The organism is Sphingobacterium sp. UBA7038, assembly GCF_002494055.1.
Lineage (GTDB): Bacteria > Bacteroidota > Bacteroidia > Sphingobacteriales > Sphingobacteriaceae > Sphingobacterium > Sphingobacterium multivorum.
Map to the genome: position 1 here is coordinate 1 of NZ_DLAV01000035.1, position 16,275 is coordinate 16,275.

The 16,275-nt window shown below is 39.2% G+C and carries 16 protein-coding genes and 1 riboswitch; of the genes, 9 read left to right on the forward strand and 7 right to left on the reverse strand.

What is annotated here, in order from left to right:
• Positions 1-48: 48 nt before the first annotated feature.
• On the reverse strand, positions 49-672 hold the full coding sequence (locus B3H30_RS20525; RefSeq protein ID WP_046674459.1) for a 7-carboxy-7-deazaguanine synthase QueE: 624 nt from the start codon (positions 670-672) through the stop codon (positions 49-51).
• 630 nt (positions 673-1,302) lie between these two features.
• On the opposite strand from B3H30_RS20525, the gene thrS reads away from it, so the two are divergent.
• From thrS to B3H30_RS20550, 5 genes are all read left to right on the forward strand, one after another.
• Positions 1,303-3,228, forward strand: coding sequence for a threonine--tRNA ligase (thrS, locus tag B3H30_RS20530; protein WP_286834839.1), 1,926 nt, complete (start codon positions 1,303-1,305; stop codon positions 3,226-3,228).
• Between the two features lie 11 nt (positions 3,229-3,239).
• Positions 3,240-3,800 carry a translation initiation factor IF-3 gene (gene infC, locus B3H30_RS20535; RefSeq protein WP_083295912.1) on the forward strand — a complete coding sequence of 187 codons (561 nt, stop codon included), beginning with the start codon at positions 3,240-3,242 and terminating at the stop codon, positions 3,798-3,800.
• Positions 3,801-3,839: 39 nt separating this feature from the next.
• Positions 3,840-4,040, forward strand: coding sequence for a 50S ribosomal protein L35 (gene rpmI, locus B3H30_RS20540; protein ID WP_002993964.1), 201 nt, complete (start codon positions 3,840-3,842; stop codon positions 4,038-4,040).
• Positions 4,041-4,138: 98 nt separating this feature from the next.
• Entirely contained in the window at positions 4,139-4,483 is a 345-nt protein-coding gene (rplT, locus tag B3H30_RS20545; protein WP_046674462.1) for a 50S ribosomal protein L20, read from the forward strand.
• 250 nt (positions 4,484-4,733) lie between these two features.
• Positions 4,734-5,183, forward strand: a complete 450-nt coding sequence (locus B3H30_RS20550; RefSeq protein ID WP_070565655.1) for a DUF3060 domain-containing protein — start codon at positions 4,734-4,736, stop codon at positions 5,181-5,183.
• Positions 5,184-5,253: 70 nt separating this feature from the next.
• Here B3H30_RS20550 and B3H30_RS20555 read toward each other — a convergent pair whose 3' ends face one another.
• The 5 genes from B3H30_RS20555 to B3H30_RS20575 form a co-directional block, all read right to left on the reverse strand.
• On the reverse strand, positions 5,254-7,995 hold the full coding sequence (locus tag B3H30_RS20555; RefSeq protein WP_070565653.1) for a DUF3857 domain-containing protein: 2,742 nt from the start codon (positions 7,993-7,995) through the stop codon (positions 5,254-5,256).
• A gap of 160 nt (positions 7,996-8,155) precedes the next feature.
• Positions 8,156-9,091 (reverse strand): 30S ribosomal protein S6--L-glutamate ligase, encoded by a 936-nt coding sequence (gene rimK, locus B3H30_RS20560; RefSeq protein WP_070565651.1) that lies wholly within the window; start codon positions 9,089-9,091, stop codon positions 8,156-8,158.
• Between the two features lie 57 nt (positions 9,092-9,148).
• A complete protein-coding gene (locus tag B3H30_RS20565) occupies positions 9,149-9,586 on the reverse strand; it encodes an ATP-dependent zinc protease (protein ID WP_070565649.1) in 438 nt (145 codons plus the stop codon).
• A gap of 63 nt (positions 9,587-9,649) precedes the next feature.
• Positions 9,650-10,828 (reverse strand): AIR synthase related protein, encoded by a 1,179-nt coding sequence (locus tag B3H30_RS20570; RefSeq protein WP_070565647.1) that lies wholly within the window; start codon positions 10,826-10,828, stop codon positions 9,650-9,652.
• 53 nt (positions 10,829-10,881) lie between these two features.
• On the reverse strand, positions 10,882-11,364 hold the full coding sequence (locus tag B3H30_RS20575; protein WP_070565645.1) for a DNA-deoxyinosine glycosylase: 483 nt from the start codon (positions 11,362-11,364) through the stop codon (positions 10,882-10,884).
• 96 nt (positions 11,365-11,460) lie between these two features.
• Between B3H30_RS20575 and B3H30_RS20580 the strand changes: the two genes are divergently transcribed.
• From B3H30_RS20580 to mgtE, 4 genes are all read left to right on the forward strand, one after another.
• A complete protein-coding gene (locus tag B3H30_RS20580; RefSeq protein WP_070565643.1) occupies positions 11,461-12,324 on the forward strand; it encodes an SPFH domain-containing protein in 864 nt (287 codons plus the stop codon).
• A 10-nt stretch (positions 12,325-12,334) separates the two neighbouring features.
• Complete coding sequence (locus B3H30_RS20585) at positions 12,335-12,511, forward strand: ribbon-helix-helix domain-containing protein (protein ID WP_070565641.1); 177 nt, start codon at positions 12,335-12,337, stop codon at positions 12,509-12,511.
• Positions 12,512-12,598: 87 nt separating this feature from the next.
• Complete coding sequence (gene pepE, locus B3H30_RS20590; RefSeq protein WP_070565639.1) at positions 12,599-13,309, forward strand: dipeptidase PepE; 711 nt, start codon at positions 12,599-12,601, stop codon at positions 13,307-13,309.
• 171 nt (positions 13,310-13,480) lie between these two features.
• Entirely contained in the window at positions 13,481-14,797 is a 1,317-nt protein-coding gene (gene mgtE, locus B3H30_RS20595) for a magnesium transporter (protein ID WP_070565637.1), read from the forward strand.
• A 138-nt stretch (positions 14,798-14,935) separates the two neighbouring features.
• Here the strand turns inward: mgtE and B3H30_RS20600 are convergent, their stop codons facing one another.
• On the reverse strand, positions 14,936-16,174 hold the full coding sequence (locus B3H30_RS20600) for a voltage-gated chloride channel family protein (protein WP_070565635.1): 1,239 nt from the start codon (positions 16,172-16,174) through the stop codon (positions 14,936-14,938).
• A gap of 36 nt (positions 16,175-16,210) precedes the next feature.
• A riboswitch (Fluoride riboswitch) is annotated at positions 16,211-16,273 on the reverse strand.
• Positions 16,274-16,275: the final 2 nt, after the last annotated feature.

Sequence of the window (16,275 nt, forward strand, 5' to 3'; positions counted from 1 at the left end):
ATTTGAGACAGCTTCTTTTTTGTGTCTATTTAATCGTGCATTTCACTATTAAGGAATGTTTAAAAACTTATGTGTTTGTAGTGAAATATCCCATTTAGGGTTTTCTTTTACGTAATCAATAATAGAAGGCGTCATTTCTTTAGATTTCGACCATTCAGGTTGAAGGTATAATCTGCAGTTTGGCCCTACAAGTTGTGCATATTCTTCTCCCCAAGCGAAATCGCTTTTATTGAAAACGATAACTTTAAGTTCACCAGCAGCTTCTAACACATCTTTGCGTGGTGCTTTGAATTTTTTTGGAGATAAACATATCCAGTCCCATTCACCACTCAGAGGATATGCACCAGAGGTTTCAATAAACGTTTTAATCCCTGCCTCATGAAGCCCTTTTGTTAGGTAATCCAAATTATAAATAAGCGGTTCGCCACCCGTAATGACAACAGTTTTTGCCGGATATTTCTTTGCATTTTCGATAATCGAATCTGCGGCTGTAAGGGGGTGGATAGATGCATCCCAGCTTTCCTTTACATCGCACCAATGGCAGCCAACATCGCAACCACCCAATCGTATGAAATAAGCAGCAGTCCCGGTATGGTAGCCTTCTCCCTGAATCGTGTAAAATTCTTCCATTAGGGGTAATAGTGTTCCGTCTTCTGGTACTTGATTTGACATAGTTAAAATTTCAGTCTGCAAAGGTAGCAAATATTAATGAGATGCTCAATTTGTCCTGTTGCTTTTAAGTAGCTGCCCTGTCATTTTTTTATATATAGTAGCTGGTATAATCTGCTTTTATCCCTTTGTTTTTAGGTTCATGTTTAAACAAAGCACATAGTTTACTGCTACCATGCTATCAGCCTATACTATGTTTTCTATTAACAGTGAAACAACACTCTTTTTGTAGAGGTATAACAGGGGGTTAATAGGGATTTACCCCTGTTAACCCCCTGCAATTACCCTGTTAATATATAACCTGATTTTCATTAATTGTTGGGATGTACCTCGGTACCATAGAGCGATATTGTTGGTCAATAAGATCAGATTATCAATCCGTTTTAAACTGCAACGATGAGGATGTAAAGTGTGTAAAGCCAATGAAGTCGGCGTATTTGAACAGTGGAGAGGTGGGGAGCCTGTAAATGCCCTGAATAATGCGTTGAATAGCGCAAAAAACCTGTTATTTTATCAGAATTTTTACTAAATTTGTGTCACAATTTATTTATTGAAAACGTAAGTGTAATAACATAATTGTACATGTTGTTTTATGTTTTCTATTTTTTAACAATTTAAAGATCATAGTTGTAAATGATTAAAATTACACTACCGGATGGTTCCGTAAGAGAGTATCAAAAAGGAATCACTGCTGCAGAGATTGCGTTATCCATCTCAGAGGGGCTTGCAAGAAACGTTCTTGCTGCCGAAGTAAATGGCGAAGTGTGGGATTCTGCCCGTGCTATTGAAAATGATGCTACTGTTAAGTTATTAACCTGGAATGATACCAAAGGTAAATCCACTTTTTGGCATTCTTCAGCCCACTTACTGGCTGAGGCTTTGGAGGCATTGTATCCAGTGATTAAATTTGGTATTGGTCCCGCGATTGAAACCGGATTTTACTACGATGTTGATTTTGGTGATCGTGAATTCTCGTCTGATGACTTTAAAGCCATCGAAGACAAGATGCTGGAGCTGGCTAAACGGAAAGAAACATTTGAACGTAAAGCTGTTTCGAAATCGGATGCATTGGCTTACTTTACTGAAAAAGGAGATGAGTATAAGCTAGATTTAATCAAAGACTTGGAAGATGGAAAGATTACTTTCTACACGCAAGGGGAATTTACAGATTTATGTCGTGGCCCTCATATTCCAAATACTGGGTTTATTAAAGCGATTAAATTGACTAATGTTGCCGGTGCTTACTGGAGGGGTGATGAGTCTCGCAAACAGTTGACACGTATTTATGGTGTTACGTTCCCTAAGGCATCGGAGCTTACAGAGTATTTGAAATTTATAGAAGAGGCGAAAAAACGCGATCACCGTAAACTTGGGAAAGAGTTGGAACTTTTTGCTTTTTCTGAAAAAGTTGGTGCAGGTTTGCCACTTTGGTTGCCTAAAGGAGCTGCATTACGTCAAAAGCTGATAGACTTTTTGCAGAAAGCACAGTTAAACTCTGGGTATGAGCCTGTTGTTACGCCGCATATCGGGCATAAGCAGTTATATGTGACTTCTGGACACTATGAGAAATATGGCGCGGATTCATTTCAACCAATAAAGACTCCGATCGAAGGAGAAGAGTTTTTGTTAAAACCAATGAACTGTCCGCATCATTGTGAAATTTATAAAGTAAAACCACGCTCGTATAAGGACTTACCGGTTCGCTTTGCTGAGTTTGGTACTGTATATCGTTACGAGCAATCTGGTGAGCTTCACGGTTTGACAAGGGTTCGTGGGTTTACGCAAGATGATGCACATTTGTTTTGCCGTCCTGATCAGGTTAAAGATGAATTCAAAAAGGTAATAGACTTGGTTCTTTATGTATTTGGAGCGTTAGGCTTTAATGATTATACAGCACAAGTGTCATTACGTGATCCTGAAAACCGTACAAAATATATTGGTACTGACGAAAATTGGGCTTTGGCTGAGTCTGCGATTATTGAGGCTGCTGAAGAGAAAGGTTTACCGACAGTCGTGGAATATGGAGAGGCGGCTTTCTATGGTCCTAAGTTAGACTTTATGGTGAAGGATGCTTTAGGACGGAAGTGGCAATTGGGTACAATACAGGTCGATTATAATTTACCTGAGCGTTTTGAATTGGAATATACTGGAAGTGATAATATGAAACATCGTCCAGTAATGATTCACCGTGCACCTTTTGGATCTTTGGAGCGTTTTGTAGCTGTACTGATCGAACATTGTGCGGGACAATTCCCGTTATGGCTTGCACCTGAGCAATTTATCGTCTTGCCAGTGTCAGAAAAATACGAAGAATATGCGCAAAATGTTTTGAATTCGCTAAATAATTCCGATATTCGCGGACTGATAGACTTACGTGACGAGAAAGTGGGCAGAAAAATCAGAGACGCCGAAGTGAAAAAGCTTCCTTATATGTTGATTGTAGGGGAAAAAGAGGTGGAAAATGGCACAGTTTCTGTACGTAAACATGGCTCAGTGGAATTGGGAACAATGACTGCTGAGGCATTTAGAGATATATTAATTAAGGAAATAACCGTTTAATTTTTAAACATTTGGCATTAAAAAGACCCGGTGGTCCAAGACCACCAATGAGAAAGAAAGAACCAGATCACCGCATTAATGAGTTAATCAAGGTACCGGAGGTGCGCTTGGTAGGAGATAATGTGGAACAAGGAGTTTACCCTACGCGCAAAGCGTTAGAGTTGGCTGATGAGTTGGAACTTGATTTAGTGGAGATTTCGCCAAATGCTGTACCGCCGGTTTGTAAGATTATCGACTACAGTAAGTTTGTTTACGAACAGAAGAAGAAACAAAAGGAAATCAAAGCTAATGCAAAACAGACTGTTATTAAAGAAATCCGTTTCGGACCTAACTCTGGTGAGCATGATTTTGAGTTCAAATTGAAACATGCTATTAAGTTTCTAGAAAGTGGAGAGAAAGTTCGTGCTTATGTACACTTCAAAGGTCGTGCTATTGTACACAAGGATCAAGGTGAGATCTTGTTGTTACGCTTTGCTCAGGCTTTAGAGGATTACGGTAAGGTAGAGCTTTTACCGAAATTAGAAGGTAAACGCATGTTTTTAACAGTAGCTCCAAAGGCTCCTAAAAAATAATAAGAATTCTAACAGATTGATATAAAATTTATAAGTATTATGCCAAAAGTTAAAACCAATTCCAGCGCAAAGAAACGTTTCAAATTGACTGGAACAGGTAAAATTGCAAGAAAAAACGCTTTCAAAAGCCACATCTTGACAAAAAAGAGCACAAAACGTAAACGTAACTTAACACAAACAAGTTATGTATCTGATGGCGATATGGGCAACGTAAAACGTATGCTTGCTATCGGTAAATAAGTTTTATTCGATTTTATTAATAATAATTTTTTAACCGGGTATAAGGTTGTAAGTTCATTGAAATACATGACACCTTCTACCAAACTAATTTTAAAAATATGCCACGTTCGGTTAACGCAGTAGCTTCTAGAAGAAGACGCAAAAAAATCCTAGGCCTTGCAAAAGGTTACTTTGGATCACGTAGCAAAGTTTATACTATTGCTAAAAATACAGTAGAAAAAGGTTTACAATACGCTTACCGCGATCGTAAAACCAAAAAACGCGAGTTTAGAGCTTTATGGATTCAACGTATCAACGCTGGAGCTCGTCAACACGGAATTTCTTATTCCCAATTGATCGGTAAATTAAACGCTAAGAATATTGGTTTGAACCGTAAGGTTTTAGCTGACTTAGCTTTAAATAACCCAGAAGCTTTCAAAGCAGTTGTAGACGCAGTAAAATAGAGTTTTTAATCCGCTGTCAATTTGTTAGAGATATTAAAGGAGCCTGTTAGGCTCCTTTTTTTGTTGTAACGGATGCTGTATCTTTTTTGGGACGTTATGTTCCAAGTAAAACCAATACATGCTGTATTTCATTTTATTTCTTATTCCCCAATTATACTTTTGAGGCATTGACGTAGTATATTACAGCTCATATCCCTTTTAAATCTGAAATTAGGTTTGATTTTTGTTGAACTGTAGAAAATAGAGCATTATGAAACTAAGAACAATTACATTTGGATTTTCGCTTCTTTTGATCGGAAGCTTGGTTATAGCGGCCAAAGAGCCATTTTCCAAGGCTCTAACGAACGATGTGGTTAATCAACAGGGAAAAGTTATCTCGATTGAAGGGGTAAACAATAACCGTACAATAGAGGCCAAAGGAGGAGAGATCGTACAAATAGAAGGAGCTGACAATAAAGTTGTGATTCGTGGCAATGTGAGCAAATTGATTATTGAGGGGAAGGGGAATACAGTAACAGGCAATGACATCGCAACGGTAACGATAGAGGGAGCAGACAATAGGGTCAATATTGGTTCAGTAGAGACCGTTCAGATTGAGGGAGTCAAAAACCATGTCCATTATAAGTCTACGAAGAACAAATCTGGTCAGGTAAAAGTGTCTACTGAAGGCGCGGATAATATGGTGATGAAGATGAAATAATGTAAATCATATTTTCATAAAAAATGGTTTCGTATATTATTTACGAAACCATTTTTACGCGAGGTGGCAACTATGGTTTATCTGGATGATCCTCGGGATGACTGCTATTGGCTCTATCACCCTGGGATTGAAATTCCGCCTCAGCTTCGTTTTCTCTTTGTTTTGTAATTGAATAAGGCTTTAGAAAATCTTGATCAAAAGGATGAACTGTCGCAGCCTTCTGAATAATCTCATCGTTCTGATACGTCCGAATACAGGTGCCTTTTACACGTTCCGATTTATAGACGTAAGTTCCCCAAATACAGAAGAAAAAAATTGATTTTATAGTATCTTTATAATGTGTGAACAAGTCTTCTGTTTTATCAAAATAACTTTTGAACATAAGATGGGATACAATTCCATCAATAGTACAGAATACGGCCATAAATAGTGCAACCATAAAGAAGGTCTGAGCGAAAATATCGCGTTTCTTGACCAGCAAGATGCAGCTATAAATCAAACCCGCTAGTACCAATATATTACCGATTATTTCTAATAATAGTAAAGTTCTGTATAAAAAGGGGGAAACACCTTCCAGCTGATCTGCCGCCTGCCAAGTATTTAAATTAAAGAAGGACTGCTGGAAGAAAAATATACCGGATAGGGTCACTATATTTATAAATAGTACAATAAGCAGCACGATCATCCATCCGCCGATCTGATCGTGATAGATCTCGTCATAAGGTTTGATGATAAAAGCTCTGGTTTTATTATACTTTTTAACAATATACCAGATGATGGCTGGCACCAGAAGAACGAATAGGATTAATGAAAACCAATTAATTTCATTGACTGAAGAAGGGGTTCCTAAGCGAGGTATCCCATCTGTTACATATCCGTCATTGTCAAGATAAAAGCCATTATAAAAGATATCATCACGATCTGCAAAATCTGTATAATACTGTTTCAGGTCTTTTTGTTCGACAAAGGGTTCGTGGAAACTTAACGTGTATGAGAGCTTAATACTATCTTGATTTACTTCCAGTGTTTTACCGAAGACATACGCAGTCCTGTCAAAATAACTATTGTCCCTGTAATTACCAAATTCCTTTTTGCCTTTGTTGACAATATACATTTCGTAGGTTAGATCTGTTGGAAAAGAAAGGCTTAGGGGAGCAATACGATCCTCCATAATCTCTGGAAGCTTTTCATTGATATTTGTTCCCAACAAAGGAATATATTTTTTTGTAGATCCGCTTTCCTTCTTTCCAATGTTCTTTATTTTATACTTTTCGATGACCTCCACAATATTGTTCTCCATATCATCTTTGTATTGTATATGACCAGTTTTATTGATCTTGGGGTAGATCTTTGTATAATACTCTAAGTATTGCTTCTGTATGTCATTTTTGGCGCTACTTTGAAAATAACTGCGCATATCGTCCGCCTCATTTCCAACATAAGTTGTGTGGACATCCAGGGTAGCCTCAAATTTGCCTTCCAGTGTCAAGGTTTCCTTGACTTTAATATTGCCGGTAACATGCTGCGGTACGTCTGTAAGCTTTCCACTACCCATGGTGGAGAGTACTTTCCCATAAGCTGGGAAATACCTGTTTTTGATATCTCCACCCTGCTGAGTTATGGTGGGGTCAATATATTGGGAACGTCCACCAATATTAACTTCAATAACCATATGGTTGAAAGCATAGGGCGAGGGGAGCTCTTCCTGCAGGCCTCTATTCTTATAGGTATTGGCTAATACGAGTCCTACATCAATATTCTTGTTTTTGAGCATTGTAGCCAGCAGCATTGATTTATCCTTGCAATCGCCGTAGCGCTGGGAAAATACTTTTTCTGGAACATTTGCCCGGTGCGAATATTCTCCCATCTCAATACCCATATAACGTATCTCATTTTGTACAAAGTCGCAGGCTTTTTTCAGGTATGTATAGGGCTGTCCTTTGGACTCTTTCCAAAGTTGGTTGACGAAGGTTTGCAGTGTACTTGTCGTTGCTATTTGCGGGATGGGATTAATTTTACGGTTCCATTGATCAACTTCCTGCCAGGTATTGAATTCCGTGCATTGGATATATTTTAAAGGGCTGTACCATGACGGGCTATAATCTTCGTATTGAACCGTTTTGTCAGCCGTCAGCTCCCAGAAGAAATTTGTTGTATTTCCTGTTGACTGTTGCTGCACCTCAGGAGCGCCATTGAAACTCTTAAACTGAAGTTTGCGACCATTGGGTACAATATAGTTGAGATGGACCAGACCTGTAGGTTCATATCCCTGTAAGTAGTAGCTGTCGAAAAATTTCTGTTCAAATACTGGGTTTACACCTATTATTGAATAAGCAAATACAATCTTGTCGTCTTTACGTAAATCCTCCAAAACATAATGGGCCATTTGACTTCCGTTGTAGATAGATCTCGAAAGCTCTGTTTCGGAGGCAAGGAGCTTAAATTTTGCTTGCGGTAGTAGATTAATATCCTTGCCGTTGCGAATAACCTTTAGCTCATGTAGTTGAAGTTTTTGAAAATGCGGGTCAAAGGTTACCTGAATTTGCCCCAGATTTTCGATTCCAGTCTGATCAAATAGAACTTTTATGTCCTTATAATATTTTGTTTGGGTAGCCAAGTTTATTTGATGTTCGATTAGCTCATAGTAATATCCATCACTAATATCATCCAAATTTGGCTTTATGGCCTTTTTTGTAGTGGGCCGGAGCCAAGTTGGCGATGCCGTCTTTTGGATAGTTGTTTGGCTAAAAGACCAGGAAAATGCAGCTAGTACGAGTACAAAGGCAAATAGAAGATGGCTAAATCTTTTCATTAATTCATAATTTAGCCTAAGATAAGTAAAAATTGGAAGCAACGGTAGGCGAATTTAAGGAGTATTGGAAATTCGGCTTTAGTTGAGTCTAGGTTATCTAGCAACTAAAAAGGGTTGTCCGTATATACGAACAACCCTTTTAGTTGCTAATCCGGTAATTTTATAATTTACTTTCTCTTTTTTTCTTTTTCTTAACGACTTTAGGCATTTGAGCTTGCTTTGCTTCATATTGTCTCTCAATATATTGTATAATTTCTGAGGCAATATCTTTTTTTGTCGCTTTCTCGATGCCTTCCAAACCAGGAGATGAGTTTACTTCCAGTACTAAAGGGCCTCTGTCAGAAGGAATCATATCTACACCACAAACCGTAAGTCCTAGCTGTGCCGCAGCCGCAATTGCTGTTTCTCTTTCAGCTTTACTTAACCGGATAATCTGAGCGGTGCCACCCCGATGGATATTTGATCTAAACTCACCCTCTTTCGCCGTGCGTTTCATCGCTCCAACAACTTTGCCGTCAACCACGAATGCACGAATATCAGAGCCTTTAGACTCTTTGATGAACTCTTGGATCAGGATGTTATTGCCCAGGCCGTAGAACGCTTCTATAACAGAAGAGGCCGCTTTTTTGGTTTCGGCAAGTACAACACCGATACCTTGGGTTCCCTCGAGTAGTTTAATGACTAAAGGAGCTCCACCTACCATACTGATGAGATCGTCCACATCGGAGGCTGTGCGTGCAAATCCTGTAATCGGGAGTCCGATACCTGCCCCGGATAAAATCTGTAGGCATCTCAATTTGTCTCGGGAACGCGTAATGGCTTGACTGGGATTCGCGGAAATGACATCCATCACCTCAAATTGTCTAACGATAGCAGATCCATAGAATGTTACTGATGCTCCTATCCGGGGAATAATGGCATCAATATCACTGAGATCCTGTCCTTTATAATGAATACTGGGTTTACCTTGTTGAATGCCTACATAACATTTGCTGTGATCGATGACAACACATTCGTGTCCTCTTTGTTGTGCGGCTTCTACGAGACGACGAGTTGAGTATAAACTCTTTACTGTCGATAATACGGCAATTTTCACGATTTGTATATTGAATATATTTTGTGCTAAGATAACAAAATAGCTTGGCTAATTGTTTTATTTTACCAGGGTCTTCGTCGACAGATTTTCTTTGGAAACATCGACCAAAAATCTTTTGTTTAAGAAATTTTTACCCAACAGCATAGGATAGGTCATTTGTGATCTATTTCTAAAGGAGATCTTAATGCTAAATACCTGGTTATATAATGTTGCTGTTGTGCGGATATAGTAACGCTTTTCTTCTTGGCCAAAAGAACTTTTCACGAGTTTTGTCCTATAGAGTTTTAACTTCAGTGTTTTTGTTTCTTTTGTCCCAAAATTTGTTATAAGTTCACAGATAATCCAATCCTGACCATCTTCCTTAACGATCTCGTACGAATTGCAATGTAGTACCGATGAAGCAGCACCGGTATCGACTTTTGCTTCTATACCATATATTCCCAATTCAGGTAAATCAAGGGTCTCTTTCCAGCCCACAAGAAGTTTCTCTTTCATTTATACCAAATTGAAAAAATAGCCCTGTCGCCTGTATAAGCAGGGGACAGGGATGAAAATCTTTTATTCGTAGATAAATTCTCCGTAAGGAGAGGTTATAGTAACTTTTTTAGCAGTAGATTCTTCCACGCGACCTATGATTTGAGCCGGAATGCCAAACGACTCTGAAATAGCAATGATATCCGATGCAATTGACTCCGGTACATATAATTCCATACGATGTCCCATATTAAATACTTTGTACATTTCTTTCCAGTCTGTATTGGATTCTTTCTGTATTAATTCAAAAAGAGGTGGGATCGGGAAAAGATTATCTTTGATGACATGCACATTATCAACGAAGTGTAAAACCTTTGTTTGCGCTCCACCTGAGCAATGCACCATTCCGTCGATTTGTGAACGATACTTGTCCAGTATTTGTTTGATAACAGGCGCATAAGTACGCGTCGCCGAAAGAACAAGCTTACCCGCAGTTATTTTTTCTCCTGTTTCAACTTCGATTTCATTGGTGAGGTCCTGGCTTCCAGCGAAAACTAGTTCGTAAGGAACAGCTGGATCATACGCTTCAGGATATTTTTCAGCTACTTTTTTGTTAAATACATCATGACGTGCAGAAGTTAGTCCATTGGAACCCATTCCGCCATTGTACGTCTGTTCATAGGTTGCTTTTCCATTCGATGCCAATCCAACAATTACATTGCCACCTTTGATGCGATGATTTGAAATGACGTCTTCACGTTTCATACGACAGGTCACCGTACTATCAACAATGATGGTGCGAACAAGGTCGCCAACGTCGGCCGTTTCACCTCCTGTAGAATAGATGCCAATTCCCAAATCCCGAAGTTCAGATAGAATCTCTTCTGTGCCATTGATGATTTCTGCGATCACCTCTCCAGGAATAAGATTTTTATTTCTGCCAATCGTTGAGGATAAAAGAATGTTATCGATGGCTCCCACGCAAAGCAAGTCGTCAATATTCATGATAATTGAATCCTGTGCTATACCTTTCCACACTGAAATATCACCGGTTTCCTTCCAGTATACATAAGCCAATGAAGATTTGGTACCAGCACCATCCGCATGCATAATATTACACCAGTCTGGATCTCCACCCAAAATATCTGGAATTATTTTGCAAAATGCTTTGGGAAACAGACCCTTATCTATATTTTTTATCGCATTGTGCACATCCTCTTTCCCTGCGGATACGCCTCGTTGATTGTATTTTAAATCTGACATCTTAGGGCAAAAATAAGCAATAGGACTGAATTAACGAATCTAATTCGTGTAATTTAATCACTTATTATTATGCGCCAATGTTGAATTAGATTTTCGAGATTACTTTTCGCATTGGCCGGACTTGTGCTGGGTAAGCATCTGTACATAATGTCTTCTCGTTTGTTGAAATGCTTTAAATACAAACTGTACGCTTTTTGTCCGTTAAAAATAATTTGTGTGATTGTGGGAAAGGTTTGCAGCAGCTCGTCAATCGGATTCGGAACTTCATTTTGTATGGCTAAATCCATACTGCCGGGACGAGAGGCTTCTGCACAAACATCCCAAAGACCAATGTTGTTTTTGAGTAATAAATCTATCTTCTCCGTATAATTTGTTTGTTCCGGTGCATTGAACAAATTGGTGATTACTTTCCAAAAGCGATTTTGTGGATGTGCATAATATTCATTTTCTGCCAGAGATTTATCTCCGGGCAACGAGCCAAGGATGAGTATTTCTGTCGTCGAATTGACTAAGGGTAGAAAGGATTTTTTGCGCATGATCAAAAATAGCAATTTTAAATTTTCCTTTGAAATATGAAAATTATTGTAGTATTTTTATGATATTAAAATGATATCAAATATATATTAACAATTATGGAAAAACTAATTAAACCAATGTCAGGCTATTTAGCTTTATTGATAGCTGTTGTCTCGTTTGTGGCAGCTATATTTTCATTTGCGAGTGTAGAAGAAAGTTCGCTGTATGTTGTATTGGGAGTGGTATTAATGATTGCTACTTTTTTTATTTTAAAGGGATTGATGATTATTAATCCAAATCATTCACGTGTGCTGAATTTCTTCGGAAAATATGTAGGTACCGTTAAGGAAAATGGATTGTTTTTTGTCAATCCGTTGTATTCAACGATTAAAGTAAGTCTTCGTTCGGATAACTTACAGGGACAGACACTGAAAGTAAATGACAAGATGGGAAACCCAATTGAGATTGGGGCAGTGATCGTGTGGCAAGTGGGTGACACGTATAAAGCTGCTTATGATGTCAGTAACTACACATCTTATGTACGCACGCAGAGTGAAGCAGCAGTAAGACATTTGGCCGGAAGCTTTCCTTACGATAACTTGGAAGATGAAGGAGCGGAGATCACCTTGCGTGAAGGTGGGGATACCGTAAATCATATTCTTGAACAAGAATTGTCGGATCGTTTGGCGCCAGCTGGCGTTATTATTAAGGAAGCAAGAATCAGCCATTTGGCCTACGCGTCAGAAATCGCTGGTGCGATGCTTCAAAGACAACAGGCGGCAGCAATTGTGGCCGCAAGGGCAAAGATCGTAGATGGTGCAGTTGGGATGGTGGAAATGGCCTTGCATAAATTGTCTGAGAAAGATATTGTAGAGTTGGATAACGAGAAAAAAGCAGCAATGGTCAGCAATTTAATGGTTGTACTCTGTGGAGAGAAAGCAGCGACACCAATTGTAAATACAGGTACGTTGTACCAATAAACGAAATGAAATGGCGGATAAGAAAAACTTTATGCTACGCTTAGACGACCAAATGTACAAAGCATTGGAAAAATGGGCTGCAGATGAGTTTAGAAGTGTTAATGGGCAGATAGAATATCTTTTACATAAGGCACTGCAAGAAAATAAAAGATTGGGTGCAGAAAAAAAGCCTGCTGATAAGAAATAGCCTATAGTAAGGAACGAAAACTGTACCTTTGGCCTCGCAATTAATAAAGCCAAAGGTACTTTTTATTTAATGTTTTAACGATAGAAGATGAAGATTAATCCAGCGTACAAGTTATTGGTCGTAAGTACAAGCACGATCCATGGGAGTGAGTTTTTAGCTTATATTAAGCACGATTTTGTCGAATTTATTCAGTCAGACGAATTGCTGTTTGTCCCTTTTGCGAGACCTTCAGGAATTTCCTTTGATGCTTATACCGCTAAGGTACAAGATGCCCTGAAAGATGAGGGCGTGACGGTTAGGGGGCTCCATGAGTTTGACAATATGAAGAAGGCTATTCAGGATGCTAAAGCTATTTTTATTGGTGGAGGAAATACATTTTTACTCTTAAAAACGCTGTATGATCTGGATTTGGTTCCGCAACTGCGCGTACAAGTAGCAAAGGGGATTCCATATGTGGGCACATCCGCGGGGTCCAATTTGACCGGATTAACAATTGGAACCACGAATGATATGCCTATTGTTTATCCGCCTAGTTTTAACGCACTTGGTTTCTTACCTTTTAATATCAATCCACATTATTTGGATCCAGATCCAAATTCTACACATAAAGGAGAGACGAGGGAAACGCGAATTCAGGAATTTCATCAATTGAACAGCCAACCTGTTATAGGCTTGCGTGAAGGTAGCTGGCTACACGTAAATGACGGGACCATTGTACTGCAAGGTGGTTTAAAAGCACGGTTGTTTAAGGCGGGGCTTGAACCTGTAGAGCTAGCACCTGGATTAATTAATTTTTAAGCTATTGTAAAGTTAATGGGCAAGGAACGTCAAATGGACCGTTCAGCACAGTGGTAGACGATTTTATGAAAAGCTGGCCCTAATTCCCATTGGAAAAAATAGTTTTTCAGATTGTTGAAAATAATACAAAATAAGCTACTTTTGCGCTAAATCCATTAAAATTTTCTTCCAATGGAACAAAATTCAGCATTACACCCGGCCGATATCGCGGAAGAAATATCGCGTTTAAGTAAAGGGGAGCAACATCAAGAGTTTATGGACTATCCTTTGGAGGATAGATTGGAGATCTTTTCTTTTTTTGAAATGGATGTTCAATATACGTTGATCAAATCCATGACGGAGCATGAGCTGTCCGAATTGCTGAATAATTTGAAGCCGGATACCCGGAATGAATTATTGTCGGAATTGCCGGATGATCTGATTAAATATCTGATCAATCTATTGAATGAGCGCGAGAAGCAAATGGCTTTGGAGCTGATCGGATATAAAGAGGATAGTATAGCCCGACTTATGACACCAATGTATGTGCAAGTTCGTCCTTATTATACTGTTGATGATGTCTTTCGGCATATTAAAGTTTTTGGAAGGAAAGCTGAAACGCTCAATTTTATTTATGTAGTTGATGAGAAAAACGTATTGATCGATGACTTGAAAATTGGTCAATTACTACTATCGGATTCTTCTACTAAGATTTCCGACTTAATTGACTACAATTTTGCCGCGATTAAAGCCTCTACACCCATGGAAGAGGCCTTCGAGATTTTTCAAAAATATGACCGCAGTGCTTTGCCTATCGTTACAGAAGCAGGGGTGTTGGTTGGAATTGTGACATTTGATGATGTGTTGGACCGAATTGAAGATCGCGATACAGAAGATATCCAGCGATTTGGAGGGATGGAAGAATTGGATCTGGCTTATACCAAAACCCCCTTGTTGCAATTGATTCAAAAAAGAGCTGGCTGGTTAATCATTTTGTTTTTTAGCGAAATGCTTACAGCCTCAGCAATGGGCTTTTTTGAGGGGGAATTGGAAAAAGCGGTTGTGCTTGCTTTGTTTGTTCCTTTAATTATATCCAGTGGAGGTAATTCGGGGTCGCAGGCGGCATCTTTAATTATTCGTGCCATGGCGCTCGGAGAGTTAAAGCTTAAAGATTGGTGGTATGTGATGAAGCGCGAAGTTTCTTCCGGTTTAATTTTAGGTGGGATATTAGGTTCGATCGGATTTCTACGGATATTGGCCTGGCATTTTCTTGGTCTATATGACTATGGTCCTTATTGGATTTCAATTGGCTTTACGGTTGCGGTTTCCTTATTGTTTATTGTTTTATGGGGAACTTTGTCGGGATCGTTTATTCCATTTATCCTACGTCGGTTCGGTTTGGATCCAGCGACAGCATCAGCGCCGTTTGTTGCAACGTTGGTGGATGTCTCCGGATTGATTATCTATTTTACTGTTGCAGCATTCTTTCTGCACGGAAAACTACTGTAGTTCAGATGTCATCTATCCATTCTTGTAATCTGCACTCTTCTTTTTAGCATGTTTTTTTGTCCGATCTTGTGTTTATTTGAAGTAGTCCATAATGGAACACAAGGAGATAGACAAAGAAGCTGAAAGCGTATTGCTTGTTTATAAATTTAGCCTGCGGTATAATTTTTCCTTTAAACCGCCTTTTTGCGCGATATAAATTCCTTTTTTTCCGGAAAATAAAAAAGCGACTATACACGCTATTGCTATAAATAAAATAGGTTGAATCCCAAATAATTCATAACCCATTACAATACAGGCGAGCGGGGTGTTTGTAGCGCCTGAAAATACGGCTACAAAGCCCATGGCAGCCAGCAGGCTGACGGGAAGTGGAATAATGGTGCTTAATGCACTACCTAAGGTTGCCCCGATAAAAAATAAGGGGGTGACTTCTCCGCCTTTAAACCCGGCCGAAAGGGTGAAAGTCGTCAAAAGTAATTTGATAATAAAATCATAATAGTTCGACTGATCGACAAATGCGTTCTGAATCATGGGGATACCAAGTCCAATATAGTTACTGCTATGGAATAACGTAATGATAGGTACCAAAATAATACCGCCAATCACTGGTCTAAGCAGAGGATATTTAATTCGTTTGAATTGAAGGCTAAAGAAATCGCTGGCAGATGTAAAAAGCCATGCTGTAATACCGAATAGAATACCTGCGGCGAGGCTAAATCCAATATTGGTCAAGGACAGCATTGGAATAACATCATGAATTGGATAATGGCTGTGTGGAATATTCCATAATTGACAGCTGAAGTTCGCAAAATAGGCGGTAAATAAACAGGGTAGGATGCCGAAATATCTTTTTTTGCCAATCAGTAGGACTTCCAGGCCGAATATCGTTCCGGCGAGCGGGGTGCCAAACACAGCGGCAAATCCTGCAGTGATGCCGATCGAAATTAAGATGCGGCGTTCAGTTTTATCGAAGTCAAACCAGCGATTAAGCTGATCGGAAACTGCTCCACCTATCTGTACAGCAGTTCCTTCACGGCCTGCAGAACCCCCAAACAGATGTGTAAGTAAAGTTCCGAATAAGACAAGAGGCGCCATGATAAGCGGAATGCGGCGTTGAGGATGAAGGTATTCTTCAATCAGCAGGTTATTTCCTTTGCTTGATGGATCGCCCCAATACTTATAGGGCAATGCTATGGCAAATCCTGCTAGGGGAAGTCCATAAATTATCCAAGGATGAGCCTCCCGGTACTGCGTTACCCAATTGAGGGAAAAGAGAAAAAACGCACAAACAGATCCGACAATGAAACCTATCGCACTACAGGAGATAAGCCATTTAAGAAAAAAATGAAGATTGCTTTGATTTGAATGTGTTATAGCCATAAGTCTACACTTTATATAAAATTGTTGTTTTATACTAAAATAGTAGACGTCATCAGCTTATCAGGGCGGTTCAGGGCAGACATCATTGCCATATTTATTTC

Coding starts and splice junctions, on each gene's coding strand:
- B3H30_RS20525 (WP_046674459.1), bottom strand. CDS start 672: ATGTCAAATCAAGTACCAGAAGACGGAACACTATTACCCCTAATGGAA.
- thrS (WP_286834839.1), top strand. CDS start 1,303: ATGATTAAAATTACACTACCGGATGGTTCCGTAAGAGAGTATCAAAAA.
- rpmI (WP_002993964.1), top strand. CDS start 3,840: ATGCCAAAAGTTAAAACCAATTCCAGCGCAAAGAAACGTTTCAAATTG.
- rplT (WP_046674462.1), top strand. CDS start 4,139: ATGCCACGTTCGGTTAACGCAGTAGCTTCTAGAAGAAGACGCAAAAAA.
- B3H30_RS20550 (WP_070565655.1), top strand. CDS start 4,734: ATGAAACTAAGAACAATTACATTTGGATTTTCGCTTCTTTTGATCGGA.
- B3H30_RS20555 (WP_070565653.1), bottom strand. CDS start 7,995: ATGAAAAGATTTAGCCATCTTCTATTTGCCTTTGTACTCGTACTAGCT.
- B3H30_RS20565 (WP_070565649.1), bottom strand. CDS start 9,586: ATGAAAGAGAAACTTCTTGTGGGCTGGAAAGAGACCCTTGATTTACCT.
- B3H30_RS20570 (WP_070565647.1), bottom strand. CDS start 10,828: ATGTCAGATTTAAAATACAATCAACGAGGCGTATCCGCAGGGAAAGAG.
- B3H30_RS20575 (WP_070565645.1), bottom strand. CDS start 11,364: ATGCGCAAAAAATCCTTTCTACCCTTAGTCAATTCGACGACAGAAATA.
- B3H30_RS20580 (WP_070565643.1), top strand. CDS start 11,461: ATGGAAAAACTAATTAAACCAATGTCAGGCTATTTAGCTTTATTGATA.
- B3H30_RS20585 (WP_070565641.1), top strand. CDS start 12,335: ATGGCGGATAAGAAAAACTTTATGCTACGCTTAGACGACCAAATGTAC.
- pepE (WP_070565639.1), top strand. CDS start 12,599: ATGAAGATTAATCCAGCGTACAAGTTATTGGTCGTAAGTACAAGCACG.
- mgtE (WP_070565637.1), top strand. CDS start 13,481: ATGGAACAAAATTCAGCATTACACCCGGCCGATATCGCGGAAGAAATA.
- B3H30_RS20600 (WP_070565635.1), bottom strand. CDS start 16,174: ATGGCTATAACACATTCAAATCAAAGCAATCTTCATTTTTTTCTTAAA.